Source organism: Cognatundibacterium rivi, assembly GCF_018139565.1.
GTDB classification, from domain to species: Bacteria; Pseudomonadota; Gammaproteobacteria; order Burkholderiales; family Burkholderiaceae_D; genus Undibacterium; species Undibacterium rivi.
Window position 1 is genome coordinate 226,424 of the sequence record NZ_JAGSPK010000001.1, and the last position, 24,493, is coordinate 250,916.

The window sequence follows — 24,493 nt, forward strand, 5'->3', positions numbered from 1 at the left end:
TTTGATCTGAGGTTTGATTTTATGTTTGATTTTACGTTGAATGCTTATTCACTCTCCCTGACGCGCAGGAAGGTCGCAAATTTCGGTATGCCATTTGCACTCAGATCGCGGTAACGATAGGTGACCGTGCTGCCGATGGCGGGCGGTGATTGCCGTTGCGCGTCGCTCAGACCGCTACCGAGCCGGAAGCGTTGACCTTCCGGCGTTTGCACCAGCAAGGCACCGAGTAAACCCTGATATTTTCCACGCCCCGGTTCGTGGCCGATGACCACCGCTTCCGCATCCAGATGCAATTTCAGTTTCAGCAGCACATCCGAGCGGCCGGTCTGCCAGACCGCATCCGCCTGATGCAGCATCAGGCCTTCCGCTCCCTCACTGACGATTTTTTTCAACAGCGCCTGCAGTTCGGTGTGGTCGCTGACGCGCTGCTGCGGCAATACCTGCAACCAGGGCACCTGACTGCGTGCGACGCTATTTCTGAGCGTCACCAGACGTTCGCTGAAACTACCCTGTGCTTCGGGTAGTTCATAAATCTGATAGCTGATTTGCCGCCATTCGGCCTCGTCCGGGAGCTGTCGCCGGACTGCTGCTGACAAGGCTTCAAAACGGCGTCGCCCCATCCATAATTCACCATCCAGCGGATGTGTCGGCAGGCCGGCGATGAACCATGCAGGTGCCTGTATCAGGCGGCCACTGCGGAAACGCAACTGCTTACCATCCCATATTGCGCGCACACCATCGAGCTTTTCACTGACCAGATATGCCGCCGGATTCACCTTCGCATGGTAATTGCGTGCCAGCAGTATCGCTGGTGCCTCGATGTCAGTGGCTGCGATGGTGCTACTTGGCAGCAATGCCAGTGGTGTAACGACACCGGCGAGGCACAGGCTCAGAACGAGCGCGCGTAAGCGCGGCAGGGGCAAGCGTGGAGGCAAAGGATTGCAACGCATAATGAGCTTTCTGTCGAATGAATCACCAGTGAAAAAAGAGAGGACTGAGAACGGATACAGAGTACTGATCAGAGTGCAGCGTCACCATTGGGCTGATTCGCCTTTATTCATCGCTTCATAGCTGCTTTTCCCAATAACCGACATCAATCCAGCGACCAAACTTAAAGCCGACTTCCTTGAAGTGAGCGACCTTTGTCATGCCAAATTTTTCATGCAGCGCCACGCTGGCCGGATTCGGCAGGGAAATACCCGCAATGACCGAATGCATGCCACGCTGCTGCAGATCGTCGATCAGATGCGCGTACAGTTGTGAGCCTATGCCGCTGAGTTTGCGTTCGGGGCTGACGTAAGCGGATATTTCAACCGAAAACCGATAAGCATGGCGGGTTCGCCAAGGGCTGGCATAAGCGTAACCCAGAATGACGCCATCTTCCTCGCAGACATACCATGGCAAACCCGCTGCAAATACGGCACTGATACGTTCCGCCATCGCCGGTGCGCGCACGGTGGTGTCTTCAAAGCTGATGGTCGTGTTCAGAACGTAGCGGTTATAAATGGCGCAGATTGCAGCGGCGTCGTCAGCGTTGGCTAAACGGATCACAATTCATCCTTTAACAAAATCAATGTGCGGCAGGGATTCTTATTGGAGAAAGAAACATAGGGGCTTATTCATGTTTCTCATCCTTATTCGCAAAAGCCTCAAAATTCGAATTGATTATGATATTTATTTATCATTTTGTCTTGTGGCTTTTGCATCATATTTATTCTTTGTTATCGTTGTTCCGGCCGCTCGCTGCAGGCAAAACAGACTTCGCTGATAATAGGCATCCCAAGCATTGCTTGTCTGAGTCCGGGAATCGCCCGCCACAAGCTTTGCATCACAGGCAGACGATATGGCTCTACTTTCTATTCTTGATCTTTCCCCGATTGCACAAGGGACAGAACCCGCGCAATCCTTTAAAAATTCGCTCGATCTGGCGCAACACGCCGAACGCTGGGCGTATCACCGTTTCTGGCTGGCAGAGCATCACGGCATGCCTGGCATTGCCAGTGCTGCCACGGCTGTCCTCATTGCGCACGTAGCTGGCGGGACGCGGAGCATCCGCGTCGGCGCTGGCGGCATCATGCTGCCGAATCACTCACCTTTAGTGATTGCCGAACAATTCGGTACGCTGGAATCGCTGTTTCCGGGTCGCATTGATCTTGGTCTGGGTCGTGCGCCGGGTTCCGATCAGCGCACTGCACGGGCGTTGCGGCGACACCTGAGTTCCGATGCTGATGAATTTCCGCAGGATGTCGCGGAATTACTCGATTATTTTTCTGATGAGCCTCACTCTGCCGTGAAAGCGGTACCGGGAGCGGGCTTGCATGTGCCGGTGTGGATACTCGGCTCCAGCTTATACGGTGCGCAACTGGCGGCAGCAATGGGCTTGCCGTATGCGTTTGCGTCGCATTTCGCGCCGCAGCAGATGATGCAGGCAGTGGAGATTTATCGTGCCACGTTCCGGCCATCAGCGTATCTGGCAAAGCCGTATGTGATGCTGGGATTCAATGTATTTGCCGCCGATACCGATGACCAGGCGCATTTGCTGGCAAGCTCGGCGCAGCAGGCTTTCGTGAATTTACGCAGTGGCAGGCCGGCGAAAATTCCACCGCCAGTAGAAAATTTCATGCAACAACTGGGTGAAGGCGAGCGCGCATTGCTGAACCAGATTCTGGCCTGTTCAGCCATCGGTTCGCCAGCGACGGTAACCCAGCAGATGCGCGATTTCATTGCCCGCACCGGTGCTGATGAACTGATGATCGCCTCGAATATTTTTGAGCATCAGGCACGCCTGCATTCGTATGAAATCGTGGCAAAAATAAGTTCTGCCTTGACATAAAAAAAGCCTGCCAATTTTCGGTTGGCAGGCTGTAAAAAATGCTGGAGGATACTTAGGAGAAAGCCCCAGCATCGGGGATAACTGTTGCGGCTTGCCCTTTATTTCATCTGATCTGCACCTGACAGGCTGGTTGCGACAATGCCTGTGCTGCTTTTGCGCCCACTGATCAGCCGCCACAACTTCAGCAGGCTGCGATAAATCAGGCGGACAAAGGTCAGCGTGAAAAATGCTTCCAGCATGGTGACGATAAATGCCAGCGACGGATGATAACGGGTGCCACGCGCATGCATTTTGTCCATCATGCGATCTTTCGCAATTTCTATGCTGTCGTAGAAAGTCGGTACGACCAACAAGGTCAGCAAGGTTGAGGTGATGGTGCCGCCGATAATGGCGATCGCCAGCGGACGGTAAAATTCACCGCCTTCACCCAGCCCCAGTGCGACCGGCATCATGCCAGCGATCAGCGCAAACGTTGTCATCAGAATCGGACGCAGACGCACGCGGCCCGCCTGCATCAGCGCTTCTTCGCGGTTCATGCCTTCTGCTTCATTTTTACGTGCCGCATCGAGCAACAGAATCGCATTTTTCGCCACCAGACCCATCAGCATGATGACGCCGATCAGACTCATCAGATTGATTGTGCTTCCGGTGATCAACAAGGCCAGAACGACGCCGATCAGCGATAAAGGCAGCGACAGCATCACTCCCAGCGGCGCAGTGAATGAGCCGAACTGCATTACCAGAATCAGATACATCAGACCGATACCGGACAACAATGCAATCATCATCGCGCCGAACACTTCTTCCTGATCCTGACCCGAGCCGGTAATGTTCAGACCGTAGCCTGGCGGATAGTTAAACGACTCCGCCAGTTTCTTGGCATCGGCAATCACTTCACCATTCGAGCGACCCTGTGCATTGGCAGAAACGGTGATCGTGCGCTTGCCGTTGCTGTGCTCAATACCCGATGGCCCTTTGCCCATGCTGATGCTGGCGATCTGATCCAGCGGCACCATCTGGTTAGTTCCGGTGATGGCGATCGGCAGGCGTTCGATGTTTTCCTTGCTGACACGGTCATCCGGATGCAGGCGCACCGCAACGTCACGGGTTTCACCGGTAGGATCGACCCAGTCACCGACTTCGATACCGGCAAATGCAACGCGCAAAGCCTGTGCTGCATCATTCGAAGAAATGCCCATAGAATTTGCCAGACCGCGGTTCAGTTCTATCTTCAGTTCTTTTTTCGGATCTTGCTGAGACAAGCCGATATCGACCGCGCCCGGCACGTTCTGCAGTTTTTCCATGTAAGCACTGGTAATTTCCAGCAGCTTGCGTGAATCCGGGCCGGTAAATTCTATCTGTACCGGTTTGCGGGCACCGTTGTTCAGATCATCCAGAACCGTGTATTCAGCACCGACTAATGGTTTGATTTTATTTCGCAATTCAACGGCAATTTCTTTGGCGCTGCGTTTGCGTTCAGTCCGCTTACCGATGTCGACATAGATACGGCCACCCGACGGTGTGATATTGCTGTTAGTGTCTTTGGTCTCAGAGATTGTGCGTGCAATGGCGGCTGCTCTTTCCATTTTCAGGCGCGCATATTCCAGAGAAGACGAAGCCGGTGTGCGCACTTCTATCATCAGGTTGCCGGAATCGGCGGTCGGCAAAAAGCTGGTGCCGCCCCATTTGATTTGCAGACCGAGAGCCGTAATCAGGCTGACCAGCGCAATCGTCCCCATCCAGCGGCGATGATGTAACGCCCAGGCAATCACCCGGCCATAACGGTCAGCCTGATGATCAAACCAGTTATTGAAACGTTCCAGTATTTTTCCCAAACCTTTTTTCGGCGCGGTGTGATGATCTGGCGGATCGCCCCAGTAAGCCGACAACATCGGATCCAGCGTGAATGAAATACCCAGACTGACCAGTACCGAGCAGGTTACCGTCAGCGCGAACGGCCGGAACCATTCACCTGGCATCCCCGGCATAAAGGCGACCGGAATAAATACCGCAATAATCGAAAACGTCGTTGCTGCCACTGCCAGACCGATTTCTGCTGTGCCTTCCAGCGCCGCAGTGCGGCGGTCTGAGCCCATTTGCATGTGCCGCACGATGTTTTCACGAACCACGATCGCATCATCGATCAGCACGCCAATCGCGAGTGACAGACCAAGCAGGGTCATGAAATTCAAGGTGAAGCCACACAACCATACCGCGATAAAGGCCGCAACCACCGAGGTTGGTAAGCTGAGTGCCGTAATTAGTGTGGAGCGCCAAGAGTTCAGGAAGGCATACACCACAAAAATCGTCAGACCGGCACCGAGTACCAGCGATTCAATCACATTATTCAGGCTGTTCTGTGCGTCTTTACCGCCATCGCGCGTGATTTCAAGCTTGGTGCCCGGCTGATCTTTTTCGAAACCAGTATTGATTTCTTTCACCATTTCGCGCACGGCGGTCGCAACGCTGACCGTGCTTGCTTCGCGCGATTTCGTGATTTGCATACCCACATTCGGTTTGCCGCTGCGTATGCTTAAACCATTGATGTCGGCAAAGCTGTCTTCAATAGTGGCGACCTGCGCAAGACGCACGATCTGATCGCCATTCCGTTTCACGACGATGCCCTGAAATTCTTCTGGCGATTCGATGCGTCCGACCAGACGTATGCTCTCTTCATCCAGCTTGCCGCGAATTTTTCCGACCGGTGCGTTGGTATTCTGATTGCGTAGGGCATTGACGACTTCGCCGACGGACACGTTAAATTCGCGCAGCTTTTCAGCACGGAGTAAAACCGATAATTCGCGTTTCAGCGAGCCATTCACAACTACTGTGGCAACACCGGGAACGGCGCGGAATTTATCTGCCAGCAGATCTTCCGCCATCCGAGAAATTTCGGCATGACTCAGTTTGCTTGATGACAGCGCCATGTTGATGATGGGTTGGGCCGATGGATCCCAGCGTTTGATAACAGGCTCCCGCATCTCCGTCGGCATTTTGTAGCGCACCGCAGAAATCACATTGCGCACGTCATCACTGGCTTCGATCATGTTCTTTTTGAACACGAACTCAATGTCGAATTCAGCAAAGCCCTCGTTTGCCGACGAATACAGGGCTTTCACACCCTGTACACTTTGCAGTGACTTTTCGAGACGGTTGATAATCTCCCGTTCTGCCGTATCTGGCGAAGCGCCGGGATAAGTGATGATGACCGATAAGCCGGGAACTTCAACGTCCGGATTCTGATTGACCCGCAATTTGCTGAGTGCCAGCAAACCCAGTGCCATCAGGGCGATGATCATCACGATGGTGGCGATCGGTCGCTTGATACTGAAATCAGATAAAAACATAATCAGTTGCCTCCGCTGGCGATAGTGGTCGATGCCGGCAGATTCGCACCGATCGCCACATCGACTTTTGGTGTTGCTGCCATTTCGATTGCCTGTCCGTCTCTGAAGCTGGAATTCGGGCTGCGCATCACGACATCACCCTCAGCCAGCCCACTGCGCACTTCGTAGTGACCAGAGCGTTGATCGCGTTTTCCTATATTCAGATCAACCCGTTTCAGGGTTTTTCCATTGATGCGCCAGGCATAGGATTTATCTCCTGCTTTCACTAATGCGCCTTCTGGTAGCGTGAGGGCATTTACTGTCGTAGATTCGATATTGCCTTCGGCGTACAGGCCTGATACGCGCGGCTGATTACTGTCGGCAAATGCCACCAGCACTTCCACCTGACGCGTGACATCGTTCGCCGCCGGGTCAACACGAGTTACTTTGCCGCGGAATTCCTGGCCACCATAACCATTGATGCGGAAGCTGACCGGTTGACCGATTCTGACCTGGGCAATTTTGTCCGCCGAGACGCGCCCGGTAAAACGCATGCTGGTCGGATCGATGACTTTGACCAATTCTTTTCCAACCGCTGCGGTGTCACCGGCAGAGACTTTGCGCTCGCTGACGACACCGTCAAACGGTGCCCGCACGATTGTGCGTTGCAATTGCTGGCGCGCGGTACTTGCACGGGCACGGGACGCGGATAATTCGCTGCGTGCCGCGTTGACTTTGACTTCCGCCTCGTCGAGTGCCTGTAATGAAGTCATTCCTGAGGCGCGTAAAGTTTTCAGACGCTGCAGGGCGCGATCTGCCTGATCCAGTGCGAGCGCTGCGCTGCGCGCATTGTCTTCGGCTGAATTCAGATTTTCCCGGATCGAAGTTTCATCGAGTCTGACCAGTACGTCTCCGCGCTTGACGACATCCCCGTTCTCTTTCAGTACCTGCAGCACGATCGTGGACACTTCTGCTCGCAGATCTGCTTTACGTTCAGGCTGTATTGAACCGGTAACGACCGGGCCGGATGCCAGTGCGTTGCTTTGCACCTTCATGATGTCTTCCGGAGCGATGATCAGTTTCGGCGCTGCCGCGGTATCCTGCTTTTCTGCTTTGCTTGTGGCGCTGCTGGCAGAAGCTGCATTTTTTGGTTTATCTGCTTCTTTATTGCTGCAAGCGGTGAGCGTTGAGGCAATAGCGAGGACAATAAGTGTTTTTCGTAACATGAGAGGTCTCTTGCGCAAGTGAGAGGGACGGGATGATACTGAACCGGAAGTATTCCGAAGTCGCCGTGCTTGGACAAGGGGCAAGGATTTAAGTTGCCATTTTTGATGGATGAAATGCTAATTTCAGGGGATGAAATGCATTCAGGGATGCAGCAACGTGGAATACCAGCGATGGATTTGGGACAGACGAGAGTACTTACTATGCAGTGATGCTGTGCCCGGAATGTGCGGAATATCCGTACAACAGGTTATTTGTGTCGACCCGTCAGTGTAAAGGTCTTTGCGGCTTACTTTTGCAAACGGGCAACCAATCCTTCGGATGCGTCTTCAATGTAATCCAGCACCAGATCAAAGCCGCTGACGCCGCCGTAATACGGGTCGGGCACTTCTTCCGCCTGAGTATGCTGGGCGTAATGCATTAACAGATCCAGCTTATGCTGATAGGGTTCAGGACACGCCGCCTGCAGTAGAGCGAGATTACTTTTATCCATCGCCAGCAGCAGATCGAAGTTAACGAAGTCTTCCGCTTTTATCTGGCGCGCCCGTTGCTGTGACAAATCAAATCCTCGTTTAACTGCAAAACCATGTGAGCGCGCATCGGGCGGTTCGCCGATGTGATACGCATGTGTTCCGGCGGAATCGATCACTAATTGTTCTGATATCCCCGCCGCTTTCGCTTTGGCGCGAAATACCCCCTCCGCCGTCGGAGAGCGGCAGATATTCCCCATGCAAATGAAGAGAATAGAAGTAACTTTAGGAGGGTTCATCTTAGCGCAACGGCCAATAGCTGCTATTTGTAACGAGCGGGGGACTGATGTTAACACGCTGGGAAAGGTAAAAAACCGTTTACCGGGCGGGTAAATGTCAACGATTTATAAATTTACTTATCCCATTCTTTATTGGGGAAGTAGTTCAGCGATACAAATTTCTGACATTGCCAGAATGCACAGAAAAAGAATGCCGCAAATCACTACGGCTTATCGCAGCATGTCTGCTCCAGCCTGCTTATTCGTTACGATAGATGTATAAGGCCGCACATAGTATCGTGCCAGTCGCATACAACCAGCGCGTATCGCTGCCGGTGAGGTAAGGGTAGAGCATCAGCGCAATTCCCAGCCATTTACACTTCGTCTGTTCCATCTTTTTGCCGTAGCGATACGCCGCAAAGCCGATGATGCCAAAAAGAAGCGCACCAAAAATATACGCGGGCGTTGGTAACATGCTGAATAAAGTGGCCTGTAATTCCTGTTCATCCATTATCTGTTCCTGTGATTGAAAGATAGTTTAAGACATCAGTAAGATTGCGATATTCACCGCAACCCCGGCGGTCCAGACCAGACTGCGCAGATTGCTCATATTTGCCAGGTATGTCGCGACGTAGATCAGCCGCAGACCGATAAATATCATCGCCAGCGTATCAATGCGTCCCTGATCTGCATGCGCTTGCTGCGCGAGAACGACTGCCGCGATAAACAGTGGCAGAGCTTCCCAGCCATTTTGTTGCGCGGCATTCGCGCGTTGTCGCCAGCCCTCTAATTGCAGCGCCCACAAGCGCGGTTGCTGATTGTTGTAGCGACCGTCTTCCGGTTTCATCTTTGCCGATCCTGCCTTTGCTAATCCCACTGTGATGACCGGTAACAGACATGCTGTCAGTACACACCAGTTTGCTAAAGTCATGAAGTTTCCTTTTTCTGAATTTTAAATTCGTCACGTCGCATGCGTGGCAGATAGTATTCCTGTTTCGGCAAAACGTCACAGCGTGCAGCATAAGATGCGATCAATACATGCAGCATCGATCAACGAAATAAATTCTCTTTATTTTTGCGACGTAACAATTGGCTACAATTCTGCGGCAAATATCGTGTCAACAGAAATCAAGCGGGCTGCGTTCTTGGCTTACGTAGATTGACTACGCAAAATAAACTCAACGAAAGAACAGGACCTATCATGAAACAAGTTATCGCCGCTATCATCGCAACTACTTTCGCAATGGGTACAGCGTTCGCCCAGACACCAGCAGCCCCAGCTGCTCCTGCCAAAGCAAGTGCGCCAGCCGCTGCAGTTAAAGCCGAAGCGAAAGCAGAAACAAAAGTAGCGCCACCAGTAGCGGCTGCAGAGGCAAAAGCAGCCAGCGCTGCAGCAGAATCAAAAGCTTCAGTACCGTCAGCAGAAAAAAAATCTAAGCATGTGAAGCACATGAAAAAAGAAGCGAATGCAGAAGTTAAAACGGATGCAAAAGCAGAAGTAAAAGCAGATACAACAAAAGCGACACCAGCAAAATAATGGTTTGATTTTGTTGCCTCTGAATTGAGGTAAAAGACCGGCGTAACATCATTGATGTGCGCCGGTTTTTTTATACGAAAAAATATGAAAATGAAGTACAGAAAAAATTATTCGGCAGATTATTTTTAATAAAAATTACTGCGACAGAAGATCGGAAAATAAAAAAATAAATACTTCAATTTTTTTTAAAAAACCTGTCAACACAATGTAGCAAGGTCGCGTTATTAGCTTACGTAGATTGACTACGCAAAACAAACTCAACGAAAGAACAGGACCTATCATGAAACAAGTTATCGCCGCTATCATCGCAACTACTTTCGCAATGGGTACAGCGTTCGCCCAGACACCAGCAGCCCCAGCTGCTTCTGCCAAAGCAAGTGCGCCAGCCGCTGCAGTTAAAGCCGAAACGAAAGCGGAAACAAAAGTGGAAACAAAAGTGGCACCACCAGCACCAGTAGTAGAAGCAAAAGCAGCGAGTGCAACCGCAGAGAAAAAAGTAAAGCATGTAAAACATGCGAAAAAAGAAGCAAAGACAGACGTTAAAGCAGATGCAAAATCAGAAGTGAAAACTGAAGTCAAAGCAGAAGCAGCGAAGACAGCTCCAGCTAAATAATTCAGATTAAAAAAAAGGCGGCGCATATCAAATGATATGCGCCGTTTTTTTTAATAGCATCGTGTGAAAAATATGGAATTCACATAAAAATTTTTTATATTTATTTTTAAAATTTTTTCTTTAACAGATTGAAGCGAATGAAGGATATAAAAAACTTCATCTGTTTTAATTCTTCTTCATTCTTAAAGTAATCCGATTTTTTTCAGTGAATTTTTCAGTTCTTTTATATTGCCCTGTTCCGGCCAGCCGGTAACCTTGCTGCTGAGTTTTCCATCTTTAAAAAAATAAAATGTCGGCGTTCCCCAATGGTCAATGTCTTTCCATTCCTGTCTTTGATAAACCATGGTCATTTGAAAGTTGGGAAAAGAACGATTCCACTTCTGGATATCGTGAAAGTAACTGTGGCGCGTTTGCGGAACCAGCCATTTTCCATACTTACGAAACACCGTCATCATGGCAGGATCTTGCGAAATATCGCGTACTGCATTTCTGGAAAAATGGCATCCTGGGCTGGATGCCACAATAATTTTTATTCCCTTATCGATGTCAACATTTCTTCGTAATAAAGATAAGCTGTTTGCTTCAATCAACCATTCTGTTGGCATCTGAGCGGATACATCAGGTGCTTCCCGATGTGGAGGCAAAGCATCATTCACTGATAGCCTGCGCTGTGCAAGAAGTGCGTCTGCCTCTTTCAGCATTCTGACTTGCAAGAACGCGAAATATAACTTTTTATAGTGCTCTTCAGTGATCAGTTTGCGCTCTTCTAATACCTCGGAAATACGCTGCAGATATTTAACATATTTCGTTTCCTCGCTATAAAAAGCGGTCATATCTGCCGCACGAAAAAGAATGTTTAAATCAGATGACGAGGTTGATTTGATTTTTTCTGCGTCCAGAAACGGCAGCATAAGGCGATCAAAAGCATTTGCCACCGCGACTGCTTTGGCCGACGTTGTTTTTGTCGTGGCGTTTGCAATGCTATCCAGATCGGCAGATTGTTGTTCCAGTGTTTGCGAATACGCACCGCTCGTACTGAGTATCGTCACAAAAAATATGAGCGTCAGCTTGTGTTGGAGTGAAAACAAATATTGCTTCATAAAATGTTAGAAAAAATTACTCAACGGTGGAAATGGAATGCGTCAAAATGATCCGGCAAAGATACGCAGATCTGAGTCTGCGTTTGCGTACCGTAGTGATCAATAGATTTATCCTGGTTGACTAAAGAATATCTGACACGAATGAATTTGTTAACGTTAACTTCTCTTTTTGTGGGGCGTCTTGTATCACAAAATTCTTCTTGCAGATTGAAAACGAAATAAACGCTGATATCGTGGTTTCTTGCGCACGGGGATGCGGTCAAGATGTGGTTAAATGTAAGTTCAATATTTATCGCCACTGACTGACTTCAATGTATGAAGAAACAAGGGTTTTGCTTACTTGGATTGTTTTGCGCATGGCAGGCATCTGCAACGGATTTACGCGTAGCGATATGGGAAAGTGCTGCGCCATATAACGTGAAAACGGAAGGCGGCTGGAAAGGGCCGTGTGTTGATGTTTATCGTGCGATAGAAGCGATTGATCCGCAGTTGCACTTTGTGCTGGATGACGATCCTATGCCGATTCGCCGTATCGAATATGAGCTCAGCGCAGGGCGGCGTGACATTATCTGTGGTGCCAGAAAAAATGCATCGCGTGAAGCTGCTGGTATGCAGTTTCTGAAACAGGGTTTACATACGACGGGTTACCGGCTGGCAGTCAGAGCCGGTGATGTTGTTGTCGTAAATAACTGGGATGATGTGAAAAAACTGGGTAAGGCTGGCAAAGTGCTGATCATGCAGGGGCATGCAGAGATAGAACGTTTGCAGCAGTTGGGTGTGATCCTCGATAGCGGCACACCGACCGCCGAACAGAATCTGATCAAACTGGAAGCAGGACGCGGTAGATTTTTTTATCACCGCGATTCTTTTTTTAAGAGCGGTGCCTACTCACCGAAAAATCATCCGAATATCCGGTTGTTGCCGGTCATACTGGATCCCAGCCCGGCGTATATTGCGGGTGGAAAAATGGTTCCCAAAGAAGTGATGGCACAGATTGATACTGCCTTCAGCAAACTGGTGCGTAACGGCGAATTAAACCGCATCATCAAAGCAAACGCTCTCGATTAAATTTCATTCGCAACATCGCTGAACGCTTTGTCCTGCGCTGATTGTTTCAGCGCTCTCCCATATAAATCACACGTGGGCACGGTGATTGTGGTGATATCTGCGGGCACCAGAATGACACCGTGATCGACCAGCGCCGACAGGAGATTTCAACCAGATCCGCGGTGTTTCCCATGCCCATATTGCAGGTCGATTGCAATGCTGCATCGAGCGATTTCGCCTGAAAATAACCGTAGGTGCTGATGGTTTGTATCGCTTCCGTTGCGCGTTGCGGTGGCACAGTTCCTGGTCGCACAATCAGTTTGCGCTGCTTCAACGGCACGATTGTCTCCACCTCCGCCGCGCCACAACTCCATTGTTTACCATCGCGCCCGCATTGGGCAACGTAATATAAAGGCTGGGTCTTGAGCTGCGCATGCGGACGGCATTTTACATCGGCGTAATTTGCCTTATCCGCCTGAGCGCTGAAAGCGCGCGCGTCAATCTCGGCAACGCCGACACCGAATGGATCGCCGCAGACCAGTTTTTCTAACAAGAGATGTTCGTTGCGACTGAGCCTGACAGGAAAGGTTTGCTCATCCGCGTTCGCATAGGCGTTGGCGGTCAGCATTGTGGCCGATGCCAGGAAAGACAAAGGCATCATCCGACGCCGCCAGCCCGCTGTGTTCATGCGCTGTGTGGCGCAAAAGTGGCCAGACAAGCGCATGAATACGGGGACTTTTTCTTTGAGAGACATGTAATGACAGAGGCAGACGCCATCGTCAGACTCGCGTTGGCGCAGCCGGTATCAGCGATAAAACGGCTCGACCTGACCTTTGACTTTGATCATCAGCGGATTACCTTTGCGGTCACGCGCCTTGCCTGCCGGCACGCTGATCCAGCCTTCGCTGATGCAATATTCTTCGACGTCCAGACGCTCTTTACCGTTGAGCTTGATGCCAACTTCGTGTTCAAACACGGCGGCGACGTAGTAAGGGCTGCGCGGATCAACCGACAGGCGATCCGGTAATGGGGGGAGTTGTGTAGTATCGTTCATAGGCCGAATTATCTACCAGATGCGCTGTCTGTTCAATGCTGCTATCGATTTTGCTGACCGTGATGGATATTTCGCGCCAGTTTTATCGTGTCATCAGATCTGTGGCGTTGATGCTGACGCGGCCGCCAATGCCCGCAAACGCTGATGAAACGCGTCTTCCCGGTCCACCTTCAATTGCTGTTTGGCGCGCAGATAATGTTCGCTAAACACATCCAGATACGCTTCCAGCGTTTGGGCGGCAAACACATCACCGGCCAGTTGCAGGCATAAACCGGCGACTTCCGATGTGCACAAATGTTCATCGCGACGCGAACGGCGCAGGCGATAGCGCGATAATTGTTCCGGCAGCAGACTTAACACCGGAAACTGTTCCAGATACGGGCTTTTTTTGAATATCTTGCGCGCTTCCGGCCAGGTCGCATCGAGCAGAATAAACAGTGGCCGTTTTTTTGTGTTTGCGTTTGCCGGTGCGGTGGAATCTGTAATGTCCTGTGCCGGTAGTAATTGCGTAATGACCCGCTCCGGCGCGACAAATTCACCGGGAAACACCACATACGGCTGCCATTGCGGGTCGGTCAGCACTGCCAGCAAGGCGGGGTCAACTTCGGTGCGGGCCCAGCCAAATGCCATCGTATCCGGCACCACATCTGCGATCAGCCAGCCTGTGTTGCTGGGCTTGAGTGCTTCGTGTTCTGCCATGATCAGACACACACCGGCACGCGTCGGTACCACAGGACGCAAGGCACAGATGCAATGGCTGAGTATCAGGCGGCAGCCGCCGCAACGCTCGCCATGCGGCCCGCCGCGTGCCAGAAACGGACGTGTGCTGCGTGCCAGACGGGCGGTACGTAAGCGGGAAACAGCATGCGGTGGGTAAGTGGTATTCATCAGGGGAACTTCGGTGTGACGGGCGGTTGCCGATTTTTCATTCAGACAGGGCGCGTATCTTGGCATGCCCCACGCCACATTGCAAACCCCGCATCAAATGGACTTCTGCCGGGTGATGCTGCCAACAGCCAATATCTATGCGGGGATACAGGGGTATGCCTTGGAAACCCGCATGAACATTAGGGGGTATTTTCAGCAAATCGGCTGAAAAAGCCTTTTTGCCAATAAAAAACGCCACGTAAGCCATATCGTTACGTGACGTTCTTTATTTTCAGACTGGCTGTTGCATCGATTGAGCGCAGATCAGCCACAGACGCTGATGCTTACATGCCTAAGGAACGCAACAGTTCATCGCTTTCGTCATCTACCACTGGTGCTGCCGCAGCTGGTGCAGCTTTGCTCAGATCGGCTTGTTCCATATCCAGCAAGGCATCCGGATCGATGATTTCGCTGGAATCAAAATCATGCAATTTAATGAATTCAGTGCGATCAATCGCGAGCTCGAGATAGAAAATATTATTATTTTCAGTGAAAAACGACACGCGACGGATTTCAGGGCGATCCAGCGGCGTATCCACACTCAGCATCACCTGCTTATTCAGCACCAGCATTTTTGGCTGATTCTGGGTGATGTTGGTTTGCAGTTCCCGGCGTATTTTGCCGGTAAAGTCCCCGACGATCTGATTCATTAGTTCGCCGAGGATATTTGACACTTCGTCCGAGCTGAATGACGAGGCCAGTTCTGATTTCGGCATGCCCATGCTGAGCATGTATTTTTCGTAAATTTCCAATGCGGCGTTGCCTGCAAAATTCAACACCACCAGACCGGAAAATCCACCGTCAAATAAGACGAAGCAACCGATATCCGGCTTCAGACCGATTTTGGTAATTCTTTGCACCATCGCAGAGTAATGAATCTTGCTTTGCGTCGCTACGTTCAGTACTCGCGTGACCGAATTACATAAACTGGTCAACAGATCTTCTGTTCCGTAGACAACTCTTTTTTCTTCGTTACTCATGACCAACTCCTGAATTAGGTTTCTTGAAATGATTGTTATCTATTGTTATTTTGTCCGCGCAGTGGCCGATGCGCTATGACCAACACGTTGGCTGACACATTCGCAGACACATCGTTTCGCCCAGCGCCGGGAGTAATGTCGTGCCGTCGCGCTTCGCTGGTAAATACCACACGAAACAGGGCGATACGGCTAAGCAGGTTGACTATCGGTTCTCGCAAATCCGTTTGCGGTGACAGGGCGAAGCCAGACATGATTTTCTCCTCTGCGTGGCAGTGTTACCGCAAACTCAGGGCAGCGTCAATCGCCGCACGCAGAACACTTGTACCATGGAAATAGATAAGAATATTCAATGGTACACGCTGCGTCCAGATGTTTCACGTTTTCTGTGCGATTTGGGGCAGGCAAACGCTGGTAAAGACGGGCGGTTTTATCGGATTCCCAAGTTTCTGCACGTTTTCTTAGCTTCATGATGTAAAAGAAGCAAAAAATATCCGCAATGAAGGCCGCGATGGCGGCTAACTTACAAACCGGTTGCTGAAAAAGTAGCACCTCATGCTTCTTTCAGGCGCAATCGCTGCACCTTTGTTATCACCGGAAATAAAGGCGTGTTGCAAGTCAGCCGGATAGATTGTTGAAACGTTAAGTTCAAACAGTGGTGATGGCCTGCCACTCGCGCCGGCATGTCGGGAACCAAGCAACAGCATGCCGGTCTACCAAATGACGAAGCGACCAACAACATGTCTGCTTTGCTAAACTAAATCAATCTGAGAGTGAGACTATGAAAAAAATCCTGCATATCCTGAGTCTGGTCGCTATCGTTGCCAGTTTAAGCGCCTGTATTTCTGTCAGCGAAAACACAGTCGAAGCTGGCAAACAAATCAGCGTGATGTCGCAGCAAGCCATCGCTACTTGTGGTCAGGGTAATGTCGATAAAGTGACCACGACCAGTTTTACTTGCAAACAAAACAGCCGTTAAGCAATACGCTGACACATAAAAAAACAGCCGGTATCAATACCGGCTGTTTTTTTTGAAGCGGCGAAAGCGGCGGAAAAAATCGCACGACAATCTGCGTCTGCTTTCAAGGTCTGAGATTCCATGCGCCTGCTGGTAACATGTCATTCATCTTTTTGCTAATTTATTGAGCAAATTTCGCGTAATACGCCTGCACCGCAGGCAAGGCCGCGACGCGCTGATTATGCGCATTCAGCGCCGGTGCCACTTGCGCCACCAGATCGGTCGGCACATGATCCAGACGACCAGCATTCAAATTGCGGATATCCACAAACACCTTCAGATCGGCGATCGTCAGGCGGCCATCAGCAAAATATTCGCCGCCTTGCGCCAGTAAACGCTGCTCCAGCCAGCGCAGATAAACCGGCATAGAACCGTTCACCAGTGCCAGACGCGCTGCCTTTTGCTCATCCCCCGTCATGCGGAAAGTTGGCCCCATTTTGATGCCCGCTTCTTCCACCACAAAGCTCACCTCGTCGCAGTACAAAGCCTGCAAAGGATCTTGCGGATACAGCCCCGCCAGCTTGCCCGCATAACGCAGGATCGCATCACACTGGGTCAACTGCACACCATCCACCTCCAGCACCGGCACCTGCCCGAACGGCGTCGCTTTGCGCACGTCGGCAAATTCAGGATAGCTGAAACGATGATCTTCAAACGCCACCCCACCTAGCGCTAACGCCAGCCGTGCTGGCTCGCCACGGCCACCATGAAAATCGAAATAAGTCAGTTTAAGTTGAGGCATGTTGTCTCCTGAAAGCGAATAAAAGCGGAACTAAAAAATTGGCAGCTTTGGGTGCGTGACGAACCCAAAACCCGCGCCATCATAGCAGGGTCAGTAAGGGTTGGCAGAATACCGGATTTTATGTGTGTCCATCTGACTTGCTTGAAACAGCATGTCGATATTGATGCTACCAGACATACTAATTCAGTCAGAATGAAATAATGTGACTCATCGTCCGTAGATCAAAGCATATGGCAGATCTAAACTCAAACAACCAGTTAAATTCACTGTCACCTTTGCCGGAGAAGAGAATAATCGGATATATCGAGGAAGTGATTGACGACATAGTGATATGGATAGAGCCTGATCCAGACTATTTTCGGGGTGGGTACGTCTGGTCAGTGAGCCGGAATCAGACTGAGCTTGATTGCGGACTAAGCTACTCACCAGAAAGTGCAAGAAGTGACGCAGATAAAGTGGTTTTCGCCTTATTTCACAGACGCTCCGCTGATTTCAAGACTCTTTGAATTGCTATTAATGATCCAGTCTTCCACATAGTCGATCAGATAATCTGTGCTGAATCGGGTTTTTCCTTTTAGGGCACATTCCCAGATAACCGCGTAACGCCATTCAGATGCCAGCAACTGAGTCTGACGCCGCATCACCAATTTTGGGCTAGAGATAGAGCGGTGATGTTATAGGCTTGGGCTGCTTGATCAAACCGTCGTCAGAGGACTATCGTTCAATGATTTGACCCATTCAACACATCTACTATGCAGAGATTTCTTCAAATAGAGATGGGTTTTTGGATTTCTGACGAGGTTTCTGTACCGGATCTGCTTCTGTTTTCGATTCTTCAATCTGATTTAACAGTCGTACCAAAGCGCGTCCCATCGCATGTGCTAAATTCACTGGCACCGCATTACCAATCTGCTTGTATTGCGCAGATACCGGGCCGGCAAATTGCCAATCATCGGGAAAGGTCTGGATACGTGCGTATTCTCGGACGGTGAGTGGGCGAGTTTCTTCAGGATGGCAGCGCTCGGTTTGTTTTTGTGCCGGAGCGCAGGTTAAAGTCAAACTTGGTTCATCCCATGATAAGCGACGCGCCATGCCTGTTTTACCACCACCAAGGTAATAGCTCTTCATCATATATTCGCGTTGAATATTATCAGGCAAGTCGCGCCAGTAACCGCCTGGCGGCACCATTTTCAAGATTTCTGCTTTGCGTTTCGGATAAGTTTGGCCTTCCGATGTCGGCACATCGCAAGGATATAGCTCACCTTTTTTCAGCGCATCACGCATCGTCAAAATACGCTTGTACGAAGAAGGCCAAGCGAATTTCACTTTGTCTGCCAGATCATTACGGATGCCGACCAAAAATAGACGTTCACGCTTTTGTGGTACTTGATAAAACATCGCTTTGAGTACATGCGGTTCGACCAAGGTATAGCCCAAGTCGCGAATAATATTGCTGATGGTTTTTAAAGTTTCGCCATTGTCGTGATTAAGCAAACCACGCACGTTTTCACCCAGTAGCACCTTAGGATTGGTCTCACGCACAGCGCGGGCGAACTCATAAAACAAAGTGCCACGTGTATCTTCAAAACCGAGTTGCTTACCCGCATAGGAAAATGATTGGCAAGGAAATCCGCCAGAGAGAATATCGATTTGATCGCGATATTGAGTGAAACTGATTTTAGAAATATCGCCCTCAACCACATTCCAGTCAGGGCGATTTTTGCGCAGCGTATTGCACGCATGCTTATCTAGCTCGTTGAGCAAAACAGATTCAAATCCAGCACGCTCCATTCCAATCGCCAAACCGCCCGCACCCGCGAACAGCTCCAACAACTTATAACTGCGATTTGGCTTGGTCACGAATTCTGCATCCCAAGCATTTTTAAACATGTGCTGCGTGTTCTCAAAAAACTCTAATTGTGACTTGTGATAAACGCGGTAGTTATTCGACTCCACGCGCTGCGCCACCATCGTGCCATTCTCATCCCAACGGCGTAAAGTCTCTTTCGTTACGCCCAAAATATCCGCCGCCTGGGCGATAGAATAATACTCAGCACGATCTTCCATGTTTCATCCTTTTACTCAAACCTTATACATGGTTACCACTGTATTTTTATTCAGTAAATCTGTCAACCTATTTTTGTAGAGGACGTAAAAAAGAGAGGGAATACGACGTGAAACGTCGCCATGCCGATCAAGACAAATCATTGTAGCGACTGATTAACAAACTCCCTTCTCCCGCGGGCGGGAGAAGGGCTGGGGATGAGGGCGGCTCAGCAATTTGATAAAAATTTAACCGGGCAAAATCAACCAACAAATGCAATTCAAAACAAAACCTACTAAATTTGCGACAAACGAATAATCTCATCATGCTGAGCCAGCTCATCAATAATCTTATTCAGCTCCTGACTATAATCAGCCTCAATCGCCACCTCACCAATCGCAGTAACCAGCTCACTGTAAAAACCATCATCGCCAGTTAAGCGAAACCAAAAATCATGCGCTGCCAACACCGGATAGTTATATTGCGACGTAATCCGTTTGTAATGTGCACTCAACTGATGCGCCTCACCATAAATCAAACCCACCACCATGTCGTCATAGCTCACGCGCAAGCCATTCACCTTGGCGAGATTAATCACGCCCTTAAAGTGCCCAGCGATAGTTTCCACATCATCTTTATTGATCGTATTCGGCCCCGCTTTGAGCTGGCAATATTTACGAACACCATCAACCTGATCAATAAACTCAATATCAATACCACTAGTCGTACTAGCAAAGCCATCTAACACATCCGAAGCAAATTTCTGAATATTTGCCCCAAACGAAGTCGTGATCGAGTTGCCCAAAACCCGTGGATAGATCAGTGCCTTGGCGACACTTTGCGGTGAAGAATTACCCGTCAAAAAATTCGCCAAATAGACTGTCAAGAAAGGATTGATGTTGAACTCTTTGGGATCAACGAGTTTTTGAGAATTGCCCGCATGATTGATGACGATGGTTTCACGAAACCAGGCTTTTGCTTTGGCTAGGATGGTGTCTTTGTTTTCGATCATTATGGTACGTTGTTTAACTTTTTATCTTGAGTGAAAAAATCGATTGATTTTTAATTTAAATTTTGGACGATAATTTCTTCATAGTTCCCACGTCCAATGTTCGATCCAGCAATAACACTCGCGCGTTTAACTACGCTGATTCGAAAGATATCTTCGTACAATTGAATAACAGATTCGTGGCATGCGTTTGTAAGTAAAATTTTTACTTTACGATTGGCTGCTCGAATTAGCGCATCCCGAAGCCTTATTTGATCATCCCAAGCGAAGAGATTTTCATTGTACTTAACGAATCCGTTATAGTTATGTTTTACAGTGTGAGGTGGGTCGATAAAAAGAAAATCTCCAGCGACAGTACGATCAATGGTGTTTTCAAAATCGTCATTGTTTAGCTCTGCATTTTGTAATAGTTTCGATATTTCAAAAAAACTTTCTTCAGCGTGAATGACTTTAGTTTTTGTGCCGATTGGAACGTTGAACTTACCTTTGAGATTGATTCGGTATAAACCGTTCCAACAGGTTCTATTTAGATAAATCAGTTTTGCTGCTCTAGTGAATTCCGAATTACAATTTTTTTGCCGTACTTCGTAATAGTAATCTTTACTATGATTTCGTTGATGGAGGACTAAATGGTCAAATACTCTCTGCCAATCATTCTTACTCATGATTTTTCTCAACATTTTTTACCACCGCTTCCAGCATTTGCAAATCGTCAGCGTCTGCAGTCCTTGCTTCCGCTTCACGCCTTGCGGCATCAAAACTATCGTAACGTGTTTTCGCTATCTGCTTCATTTGATCGTTGCTGATTTTCCCCGCATTGCGCAAGATCGGCTTGTCATTAAATTCCAGAAGCTTATCGACGTTGCTACGCCAAAAATCTAGGCTTAGTTCTTTGCGGTCTTTGACGCGTAGTTCTGCTTGTTCTAAAAAGATGACAACGAGGCGGTTGAGTGTATCGACTTCATCGGCTGTTAAATAATTCTTTGCAACCACAACATCGTGTTTGCGTACATGTGCGCCGCTCCAGGTCGTGAGTGCCATATTGGGTGAGGAGGGGGCGGCACGGGCTACGATGATTTCAGCAGCAGTTTGCTGTGTGACGGCGTACAGGAGTTTATTTTGTACTTCGGCAAAGAACACTTGTGCTGTGCTGTCACTGCTTTGATAGTCGCGACTTAGAGCAAATAGATCGCGAACCTTTTGATAAAAACGCTTTTCTGAAGCACGAATATCACGGATGCGAGCCAGAAGTTCATCAAAATAATCCCACCCGCCAGGGTTTTTCAGGCGTTCGTCATCTATGACGAAACCTTTAAGCAGATATTCTGAGAGGTGAGCGCTAGCCCATTGGCGAAATTGATTGCCGCGTGGCGAACGGACACGGTAGCCAATGGCCAATATCATTGGCAAACTGTAGAACGTGGTGCTACGTTTAACTTGGCGATTGCCTTCGGTTTGAACTGTCAAGGATTCCTTGACAGTTGCCTTCTCGTCTAATTCTTTGTCTTCAAGAATGTTCTTTGCGTGCAAGCTGACGTTTTGCTTGGTGGTAGCGAATAACTCCGCTATCTCTAACTGGTTCAGCCATACATTACCATCTTCGGCTCTGAGTTGAATTCGAACTAAGCCATCTTCTGTTTGGTAAAGAAAGAGTTCACTCATGCTGAGACATCCTTGGTAAAGTTACACGTCAATATTCCCCGCCCTCAATGCATTGCTTTCGATGAAAGCGCGGCGGGGTTCTACGTCGTCGCCCATCAGGGTGGTGAAGATTTGGTCAGCGGCGATGGCGTCTTCGATTTGTACTTTCAGCAGGCGGCGCACCGTTGGGTCCATGGTGGTTTCCCACAGTTGTTCCGGATTCATTTCACCCAGACCTTTATAGCGCTGTTTAGAGACGCCGCGTTCGGCTTCGTCGCGTAGCCACAGCATGGCGTGGTGGAAATCTTGTACGGCGATTTCTTTGACGCGTTCGCCTTCACCACGGCGGATGAATGCGCCTTCGCCTAACAAGCCTTTAAATGTGGCCGCTGCGTTTTCCAACACTTTGTAATCGGCGCTGACAACGAAATCAGATTCGATATTGCTGACTTTAATGTTGCCATGATGCAGGCGTTCGACGCGCAGACTACGGGTGTTGCTGGCATCGTCGATGACGGCGACGACTTTAACCGCCGGATCATTGATAGCGGCGGTCATGAGTCGGGCAGTTTCTTCGGTGCTTGCTACGCTTTCAAAATTCAGGGTGACGCCGGTCATGATCGCTGTCAGTGCAGCGCGGTCTATCAGGCGCGTCAGGCGGGTCATGATGGCGTTGGCCAGATTGTATTGGCGTACTAATTCGGCCAGCGCGTCACCTGTAATCGGCGCAGCGCCTGTGCCTGGTATCAGCGATGCGTTGGTCAGTGCCACGGTCATCATATATTGCGCTTCTTCGGCATCGTCTTTTAGGTAGCGTTCATCGCGGCCTGCTTTGACTTTGTAGAGTGGTGGTTGCGCGATGTAGATGTGGCCGCGTTCGACCAGTTGCGGCATCTGGCGATAGAACAGGGTCAGCAACAAGGTGCGGATATGGGCACCGTCGACGTCGGCATCGGTCATGATGATGATGCGGTGATAGCGTAATTTATCGGCGTTGAATTCGTCAGGGCCGATGGATGTGCCAAGCGTCGCGATCAGGGTGGTGATCTGTTCACTCGACAGCATTTTTTCAAAGCGGGCTTTTTCTACGTTCAGCACTTTACCGCGCAATGGCAGAATCGCCTGGAATTTACGATCACGGCCTTGCTTCGCAGAGCCGCCCGCAGAGTCACCTTCGACGATATACAGTTCACTCAGCGCAGGGTCTTTTTCCTGGCAGTCCGCGAGTTTAGAAGACAAGCCTAAACCATCCATGACGCCTTTGCGACGGGTCAGTTCGCGGGCTTTGCGGGCGGCTTCGCGCGCGCGTGAGGCTTCCACGATTTTGCCGCAAATGATTTTGGCGTCGTTTGGTTTTTCAGCCAGATAATCCGTCAACGTTTTTGTGACGATTTCTTCGACAGGGCCGCGCACTTCTGAAGAGACTAATTTGTCTTTGGTCTGTGAGCTGAATTTTGGTTCAGGTACTTTGACGGACAAGACGCAGGTGAGGCCTTCGCGCATGTCGTCACCGGTGACTTCGACTTTGGCTTTTTTAGCGTATTCGTGTTCGTCGATATATTTATTGATGACGCGCGTCATCGCTGCGCGCAGACCGGTCAGGTGCGTACCGCCGTCGCGTTGCGGAATATTGTTGGTGAAGCACAGCACTTGCTCATTGTAGGCATCGTTCCATTGCATGGAAACGTCAACGGTGATGTTGGTGCCCTGATCCGACATTTTTTCGCCAGTCGCCTGGAAAATGGTCGGATGCAACACCGATTTATTTTTGTTGATGTATTCAACGAAACCGCGTGTGCCACCTTCGAACGCAAATAATTCTTCTTTACCAGTGCGGTGGTCATTCAGTTTGATGCGTACGCCATTGTTCAGGAAAGAGAGTTCACGAATACGTTTCGCCAGAATTTCGTAATGGAATTCTACGTGTGTGAAAATTTCTTCATCGGCCCAGAAATGCACTTCGGTGCCGCGTTTGTCTGTTTCACCGATCACTTTGATCGGTGATGTCAGCACGCCATCCACGGTTTCGAGTTCACGGTTTTGTACTACACCTTTGGCAAATTCCATGGTGTGCACTTTGCCATCGCGGCGTATCGTGAGTTTCAGTAATTTTGACAGACCATTCACGCAAGAAACGCCCACACCGTGTAGACCGCCGGATACTTTGTAGGAGTTCTGATCGAATTTACCGCCCGCATGTAATTCGGTCATGACGATTTCAGCGGCGCTGCGTTTTGGCTCGTGTTTATCGTCCCATTTGATGCCGGTAGGAATACCGCGCCCGTTATCGGTAATCGAGATGGAATTGTCAGTATGAATCGTGACGTTGATTTCGGTACAGTGACCCGCCAGCGATTCGTCAATCGAGTTATCTAAAACTTCGAATACCAGATGATGTAAGCCGGTGCCGTCCGATGTATCGCCAATGTACATGCCGGGGCGCTTACGCACGGCTTCCAGGCCTTCCAGAATCTGGATGGAGGATGCGCCGTATTGCGCTGAACTGGCGGCTTGGGCTGGAGTATTGTCTTGGTTGTTATCGGACATGGCTACCTTCTGTTGTGTTTACTGCGTGTTCAAGGGTGTTAACGCCCTCTTGCGTAACTGTAAGAGGGGGAGTGAAGGGCGTGTTCTTTTCAGATCAGAGTCGCAA

24 protein-coding genes are annotated in these 24,493 nt (G+C 49.7%); 5 read left to right on the forward strand and 19 right to left on the reverse strand.

The window, feature by feature from the left end:
• Nucleotides 1–44: 44 nt before the first annotated feature.
• Nucleotides 45–950, reverse strand: coding sequence for a DNA ligase (locus tag KDM87_RS00960; protein WP_212677370.1), 906 nt, complete (start codon nucleotides 948–950; stop codon nucleotides 45–47).
• A 115-nt stretch (nucleotides 951–1,065) separates the two neighbouring features.
• On the reverse strand, nucleotides 1,066–1,551 hold the full coding sequence (locus KDM87_RS00965; RefSeq protein WP_212677371.1) for an arsinothricin resistance N-acetyltransferase ArsN1 family B: 486 nt from the start codon (nucleotides 1,549–1,551) through the stop codon (nucleotides 1,066–1,068).
• A 292-nt stretch (nucleotides 1,552–1,843) separates the two neighbouring features.
• Here KDM87_RS00965 and KDM87_RS00970 point away from each other — a divergent pair, with 292 nt between their 5' ends.
• Nucleotides 1,844–2,833, forward strand: coding sequence for an LLM class flavin-dependent oxidoreductase (locus tag KDM87_RS00970; protein ID WP_212677372.1), 990 nt, complete (start codon nucleotides 1,844–1,846; stop codon nucleotides 2,831–2,833).
• A 98-nt stretch (nucleotides 2,834–2,931) separates the two neighbouring features.
• Here KDM87_RS00970 and KDM87_RS00975 read toward each other — a convergent pair whose 3' ends face one another.
• The 5 genes from KDM87_RS00975 to KDM87_RS00995 form a co-directional block, all read right to left on the reverse strand.
• On the reverse strand, nucleotides 2,932–6,180 hold the full coding sequence (locus tag KDM87_RS00975) for an efflux RND transporter permease subunit (protein ID WP_212677373.1): 3,249 nt from the start codon (nucleotides 6,178–6,180) through the stop codon (nucleotides 2,932–2,934).
• A gap of 2 nt (nucleotides 6,181–6,182) precedes the next feature.
• On the reverse strand, nucleotides 6,183–7,385 hold the full coding sequence (locus tag KDM87_RS00980; protein WP_212677374.1) for an efflux RND transporter periplasmic adaptor subunit: 1,203 nt from the start codon (nucleotides 7,383–7,385) through the stop codon (nucleotides 6,183–6,185).
• A gap of 287 nt (nucleotides 7,386–7,672) precedes the next feature.
• Entirely contained in the window at nucleotides 7,673–8,152 is a 480-nt protein-coding gene (locus KDM87_RS00985; protein WP_186884014.1) for a low molecular weight protein-tyrosine-phosphatase, read from the reverse strand.
• Between the two features lie 238 nt (nucleotides 8,153–8,390).
• On the reverse strand, nucleotides 8,391–8,642 hold the full coding sequence (locus KDM87_RS00990) for a hypothetical protein (protein ID WP_212677375.1): 252 nt from the start codon (nucleotides 8,640–8,642) through the stop codon (nucleotides 8,391–8,393).
• 27 nt (nucleotides 8,643–8,669) lie between these two features.
• Complete coding sequence (locus KDM87_RS00995) at nucleotides 8,670–9,062, reverse strand: MAPEG family protein (protein WP_212677376.1); 393 nt, start codon at nucleotides 9,060–9,062, stop codon at nucleotides 8,670–8,672.
• 270 nt (nucleotides 9,063–9,332) lie between these two features.
• Here KDM87_RS00995 and KDM87_RS01000 point away from each other — a divergent pair, with 270 nt between their 5' ends.
• Nucleotides 9,333–9,668, forward strand: a complete 336-nt coding sequence (locus KDM87_RS01000) for a hypothetical protein (RefSeq protein WP_212677377.1) — start codon at nucleotides 9,333–9,335, stop codon at nucleotides 9,666–9,668.
• Nucleotides 9,669–9,948: 280 nt separating this feature from the next.
• The gene (locus tag KDM87_RS01005; RefSeq protein ID WP_212677378.1) at nucleotides 9,949–10,281 is read left to right on the forward strand and encodes a hypothetical protein; all 333 of its coding nucleotides are present in this window, start codon (nucleotides 9,949–9,951) and stop codon (nucleotides 10,279–10,281) included.
• Nucleotides 10,282–10,463: 182 nt separating this feature from the next.
• Here KDM87_RS01005 and KDM87_RS01010 read toward each other — a convergent pair whose 3' ends face one another.
• Nucleotides 10,464–11,216, reverse strand: a complete 753-nt coding sequence (locus tag KDM87_RS01010; protein ID WP_212677379.1) for a hypothetical protein — start codon at nucleotides 11,214–11,216, stop codon at nucleotides 10,464–10,466.
• A 480-nt stretch (nucleotides 11,217–11,696) separates the two neighbouring features.
• Between KDM87_RS01010 and KDM87_RS01015 the strand changes: the two genes are divergently transcribed.
• A complete protein-coding gene (locus tag KDM87_RS01015; RefSeq protein ID WP_212677380.1) occupies nucleotides 11,697–12,449 on the forward strand; it encodes a substrate-binding periplasmic protein in 753 nt (250 codons plus the stop codon).
• Between the two features lie 46 nt (nucleotides 12,450–12,495).
• Here KDM87_RS01015 and KDM87_RS01020 read toward each other — a convergent pair whose 3' ends face one another.
• The 5 genes from KDM87_RS01020 to KDM87_RS01040 form a co-directional block, all read right to left on the reverse strand.
• Nucleotides 12,496–13,182: a hypothetical protein gene (locus KDM87_RS01020; protein ID WP_212677381.1), complete on the reverse strand. Its 687-nt coding sequence runs from the start codon at nucleotides 13,180–13,182 to the stop codon at nucleotides 12,496–12,498.
• A gap of 51 nt (nucleotides 13,183–13,233) precedes the next feature.
• Nucleotides 13,234–13,482 carry a DUF3297 family protein gene (locus KDM87_RS01025; RefSeq protein WP_186884008.1) on the reverse strand — a complete coding sequence of 83 codons (249 nt, stop codon included), beginning with the start codon at nucleotides 13,480–13,482 and terminating at the stop codon, nucleotides 13,234–13,236.
• A 93-nt stretch (nucleotides 13,483–13,575) separates the two neighbouring features.
• Nucleotides 13,576–14,370 (reverse strand): tRNA-uridine aminocarboxypropyltransferase, encoded by a 795-nt coding sequence (locus KDM87_RS01030; RefSeq protein ID WP_212677904.1) that lies wholly within the window; start codon nucleotides 14,368–14,370, stop codon nucleotides 13,576–13,578.
• Between the two features lie 323 nt (nucleotides 14,371–14,693).
• Nucleotides 14,694–15,389 carry a DUF3334 family protein gene (locus KDM87_RS01035; RefSeq protein ID WP_186884006.1) on the reverse strand — a complete coding sequence of 232 codons (696 nt, stop codon included), beginning with the start codon at nucleotides 15,387–15,389 and terminating at the stop codon, nucleotides 14,694–14,696.
• A gap of 35 nt (nucleotides 15,390–15,424) precedes the next feature.
• On the reverse strand, nucleotides 15,425–15,640 hold the full coding sequence (locus KDM87_RS01040) for a hypothetical protein (RefSeq protein ID WP_212677382.1): 216 nt from the start codon (nucleotides 15,638–15,640) through the stop codon (nucleotides 15,425–15,427).
• Nucleotides 15,641–16,167: 527 nt separating this feature from the next.
• On the opposite strand from KDM87_RS01040, the gene KDM87_RS01045 reads away from it, so the two are divergent.
• Nucleotides 16,168–16,365 carry a hypothetical protein gene (locus tag KDM87_RS01045; RefSeq protein WP_212677383.1) on the forward strand — a complete coding sequence of 66 codons (198 nt, stop codon included), beginning with the start codon at nucleotides 16,168–16,170 and terminating at the stop codon, nucleotides 16,363–16,365.
• A gap of 160 nt (nucleotides 16,366–16,525) precedes the next feature.
• On the opposite strand, the gene KDM87_RS01050 is transcribed toward KDM87_RS01045, so the two are convergent.
• The 6 genes from KDM87_RS01050 to gyrB form a co-directional block, all read right to left on the reverse strand.
• Entirely contained in the window at nucleotides 16,526–17,146 is a 621-nt protein-coding gene (locus tag KDM87_RS01050) for a glutathione S-transferase (protein WP_212677384.1), read from the reverse strand.
• A 750-nt stretch (nucleotides 17,147–17,896) separates the two neighbouring features.
• Entirely contained in the window at nucleotides 17,897–19,213 is a 1,317-nt protein-coding gene (gene dcm, locus KDM87_RS01055; protein WP_212677385.1) for a DNA (cytosine-5-)-methyltransferase, read from the reverse strand.
• Nucleotides 19,214–19,485: 272 nt separating this feature from the next.
• Complete coding sequence (locus tag KDM87_RS01060; RefSeq protein ID WP_212677386.1) at nucleotides 19,486–20,202, reverse strand: PmeII family type II restriction endonuclease; 717 nt, start codon at nucleotides 20,200–20,202, stop codon at nucleotides 19,486–19,488.
• A 50-nt stretch (nucleotides 20,203–20,252) separates the two neighbouring features.
• Nucleotides 20,253–20,864, reverse strand: a complete 612-nt coding sequence (locus KDM87_RS01065) for a DNA adenine methylase (RefSeq protein ID WP_212677387.1) — start codon at nucleotides 20,862–20,864, stop codon at nucleotides 20,253–20,255.
• The gene (locus KDM87_RS01070) at nucleotides 20,857–21,861 is read right to left on the reverse strand and encodes a virulence RhuM family protein (RefSeq protein WP_212677388.1); all 1,005 of its coding nucleotides are present in this window, start codon (nucleotides 21,859–21,861) and stop codon (nucleotides 20,857–20,859) included. Before KDM87_RS01070 ends, KDM87_RS01065 begins: the two co-directional genes overlap by 8 nt.
• Before the next feature lie 21 nt (nucleotides 21,862–21,882).
• Nucleotides 21,883–24,387, reverse strand: a complete 2,505-nt coding sequence (gene gyrB / locus KDM87_RS01075) for a DNA topoisomerase (ATP-hydrolyzing) subunit B (protein ID WP_212677389.1) — start codon at nucleotides 24,385–24,387, stop codon at nucleotides 21,883–21,885.
• Between the last annotated feature and the right edge of the window lie 106 nt (nucleotides 24,388–24,493).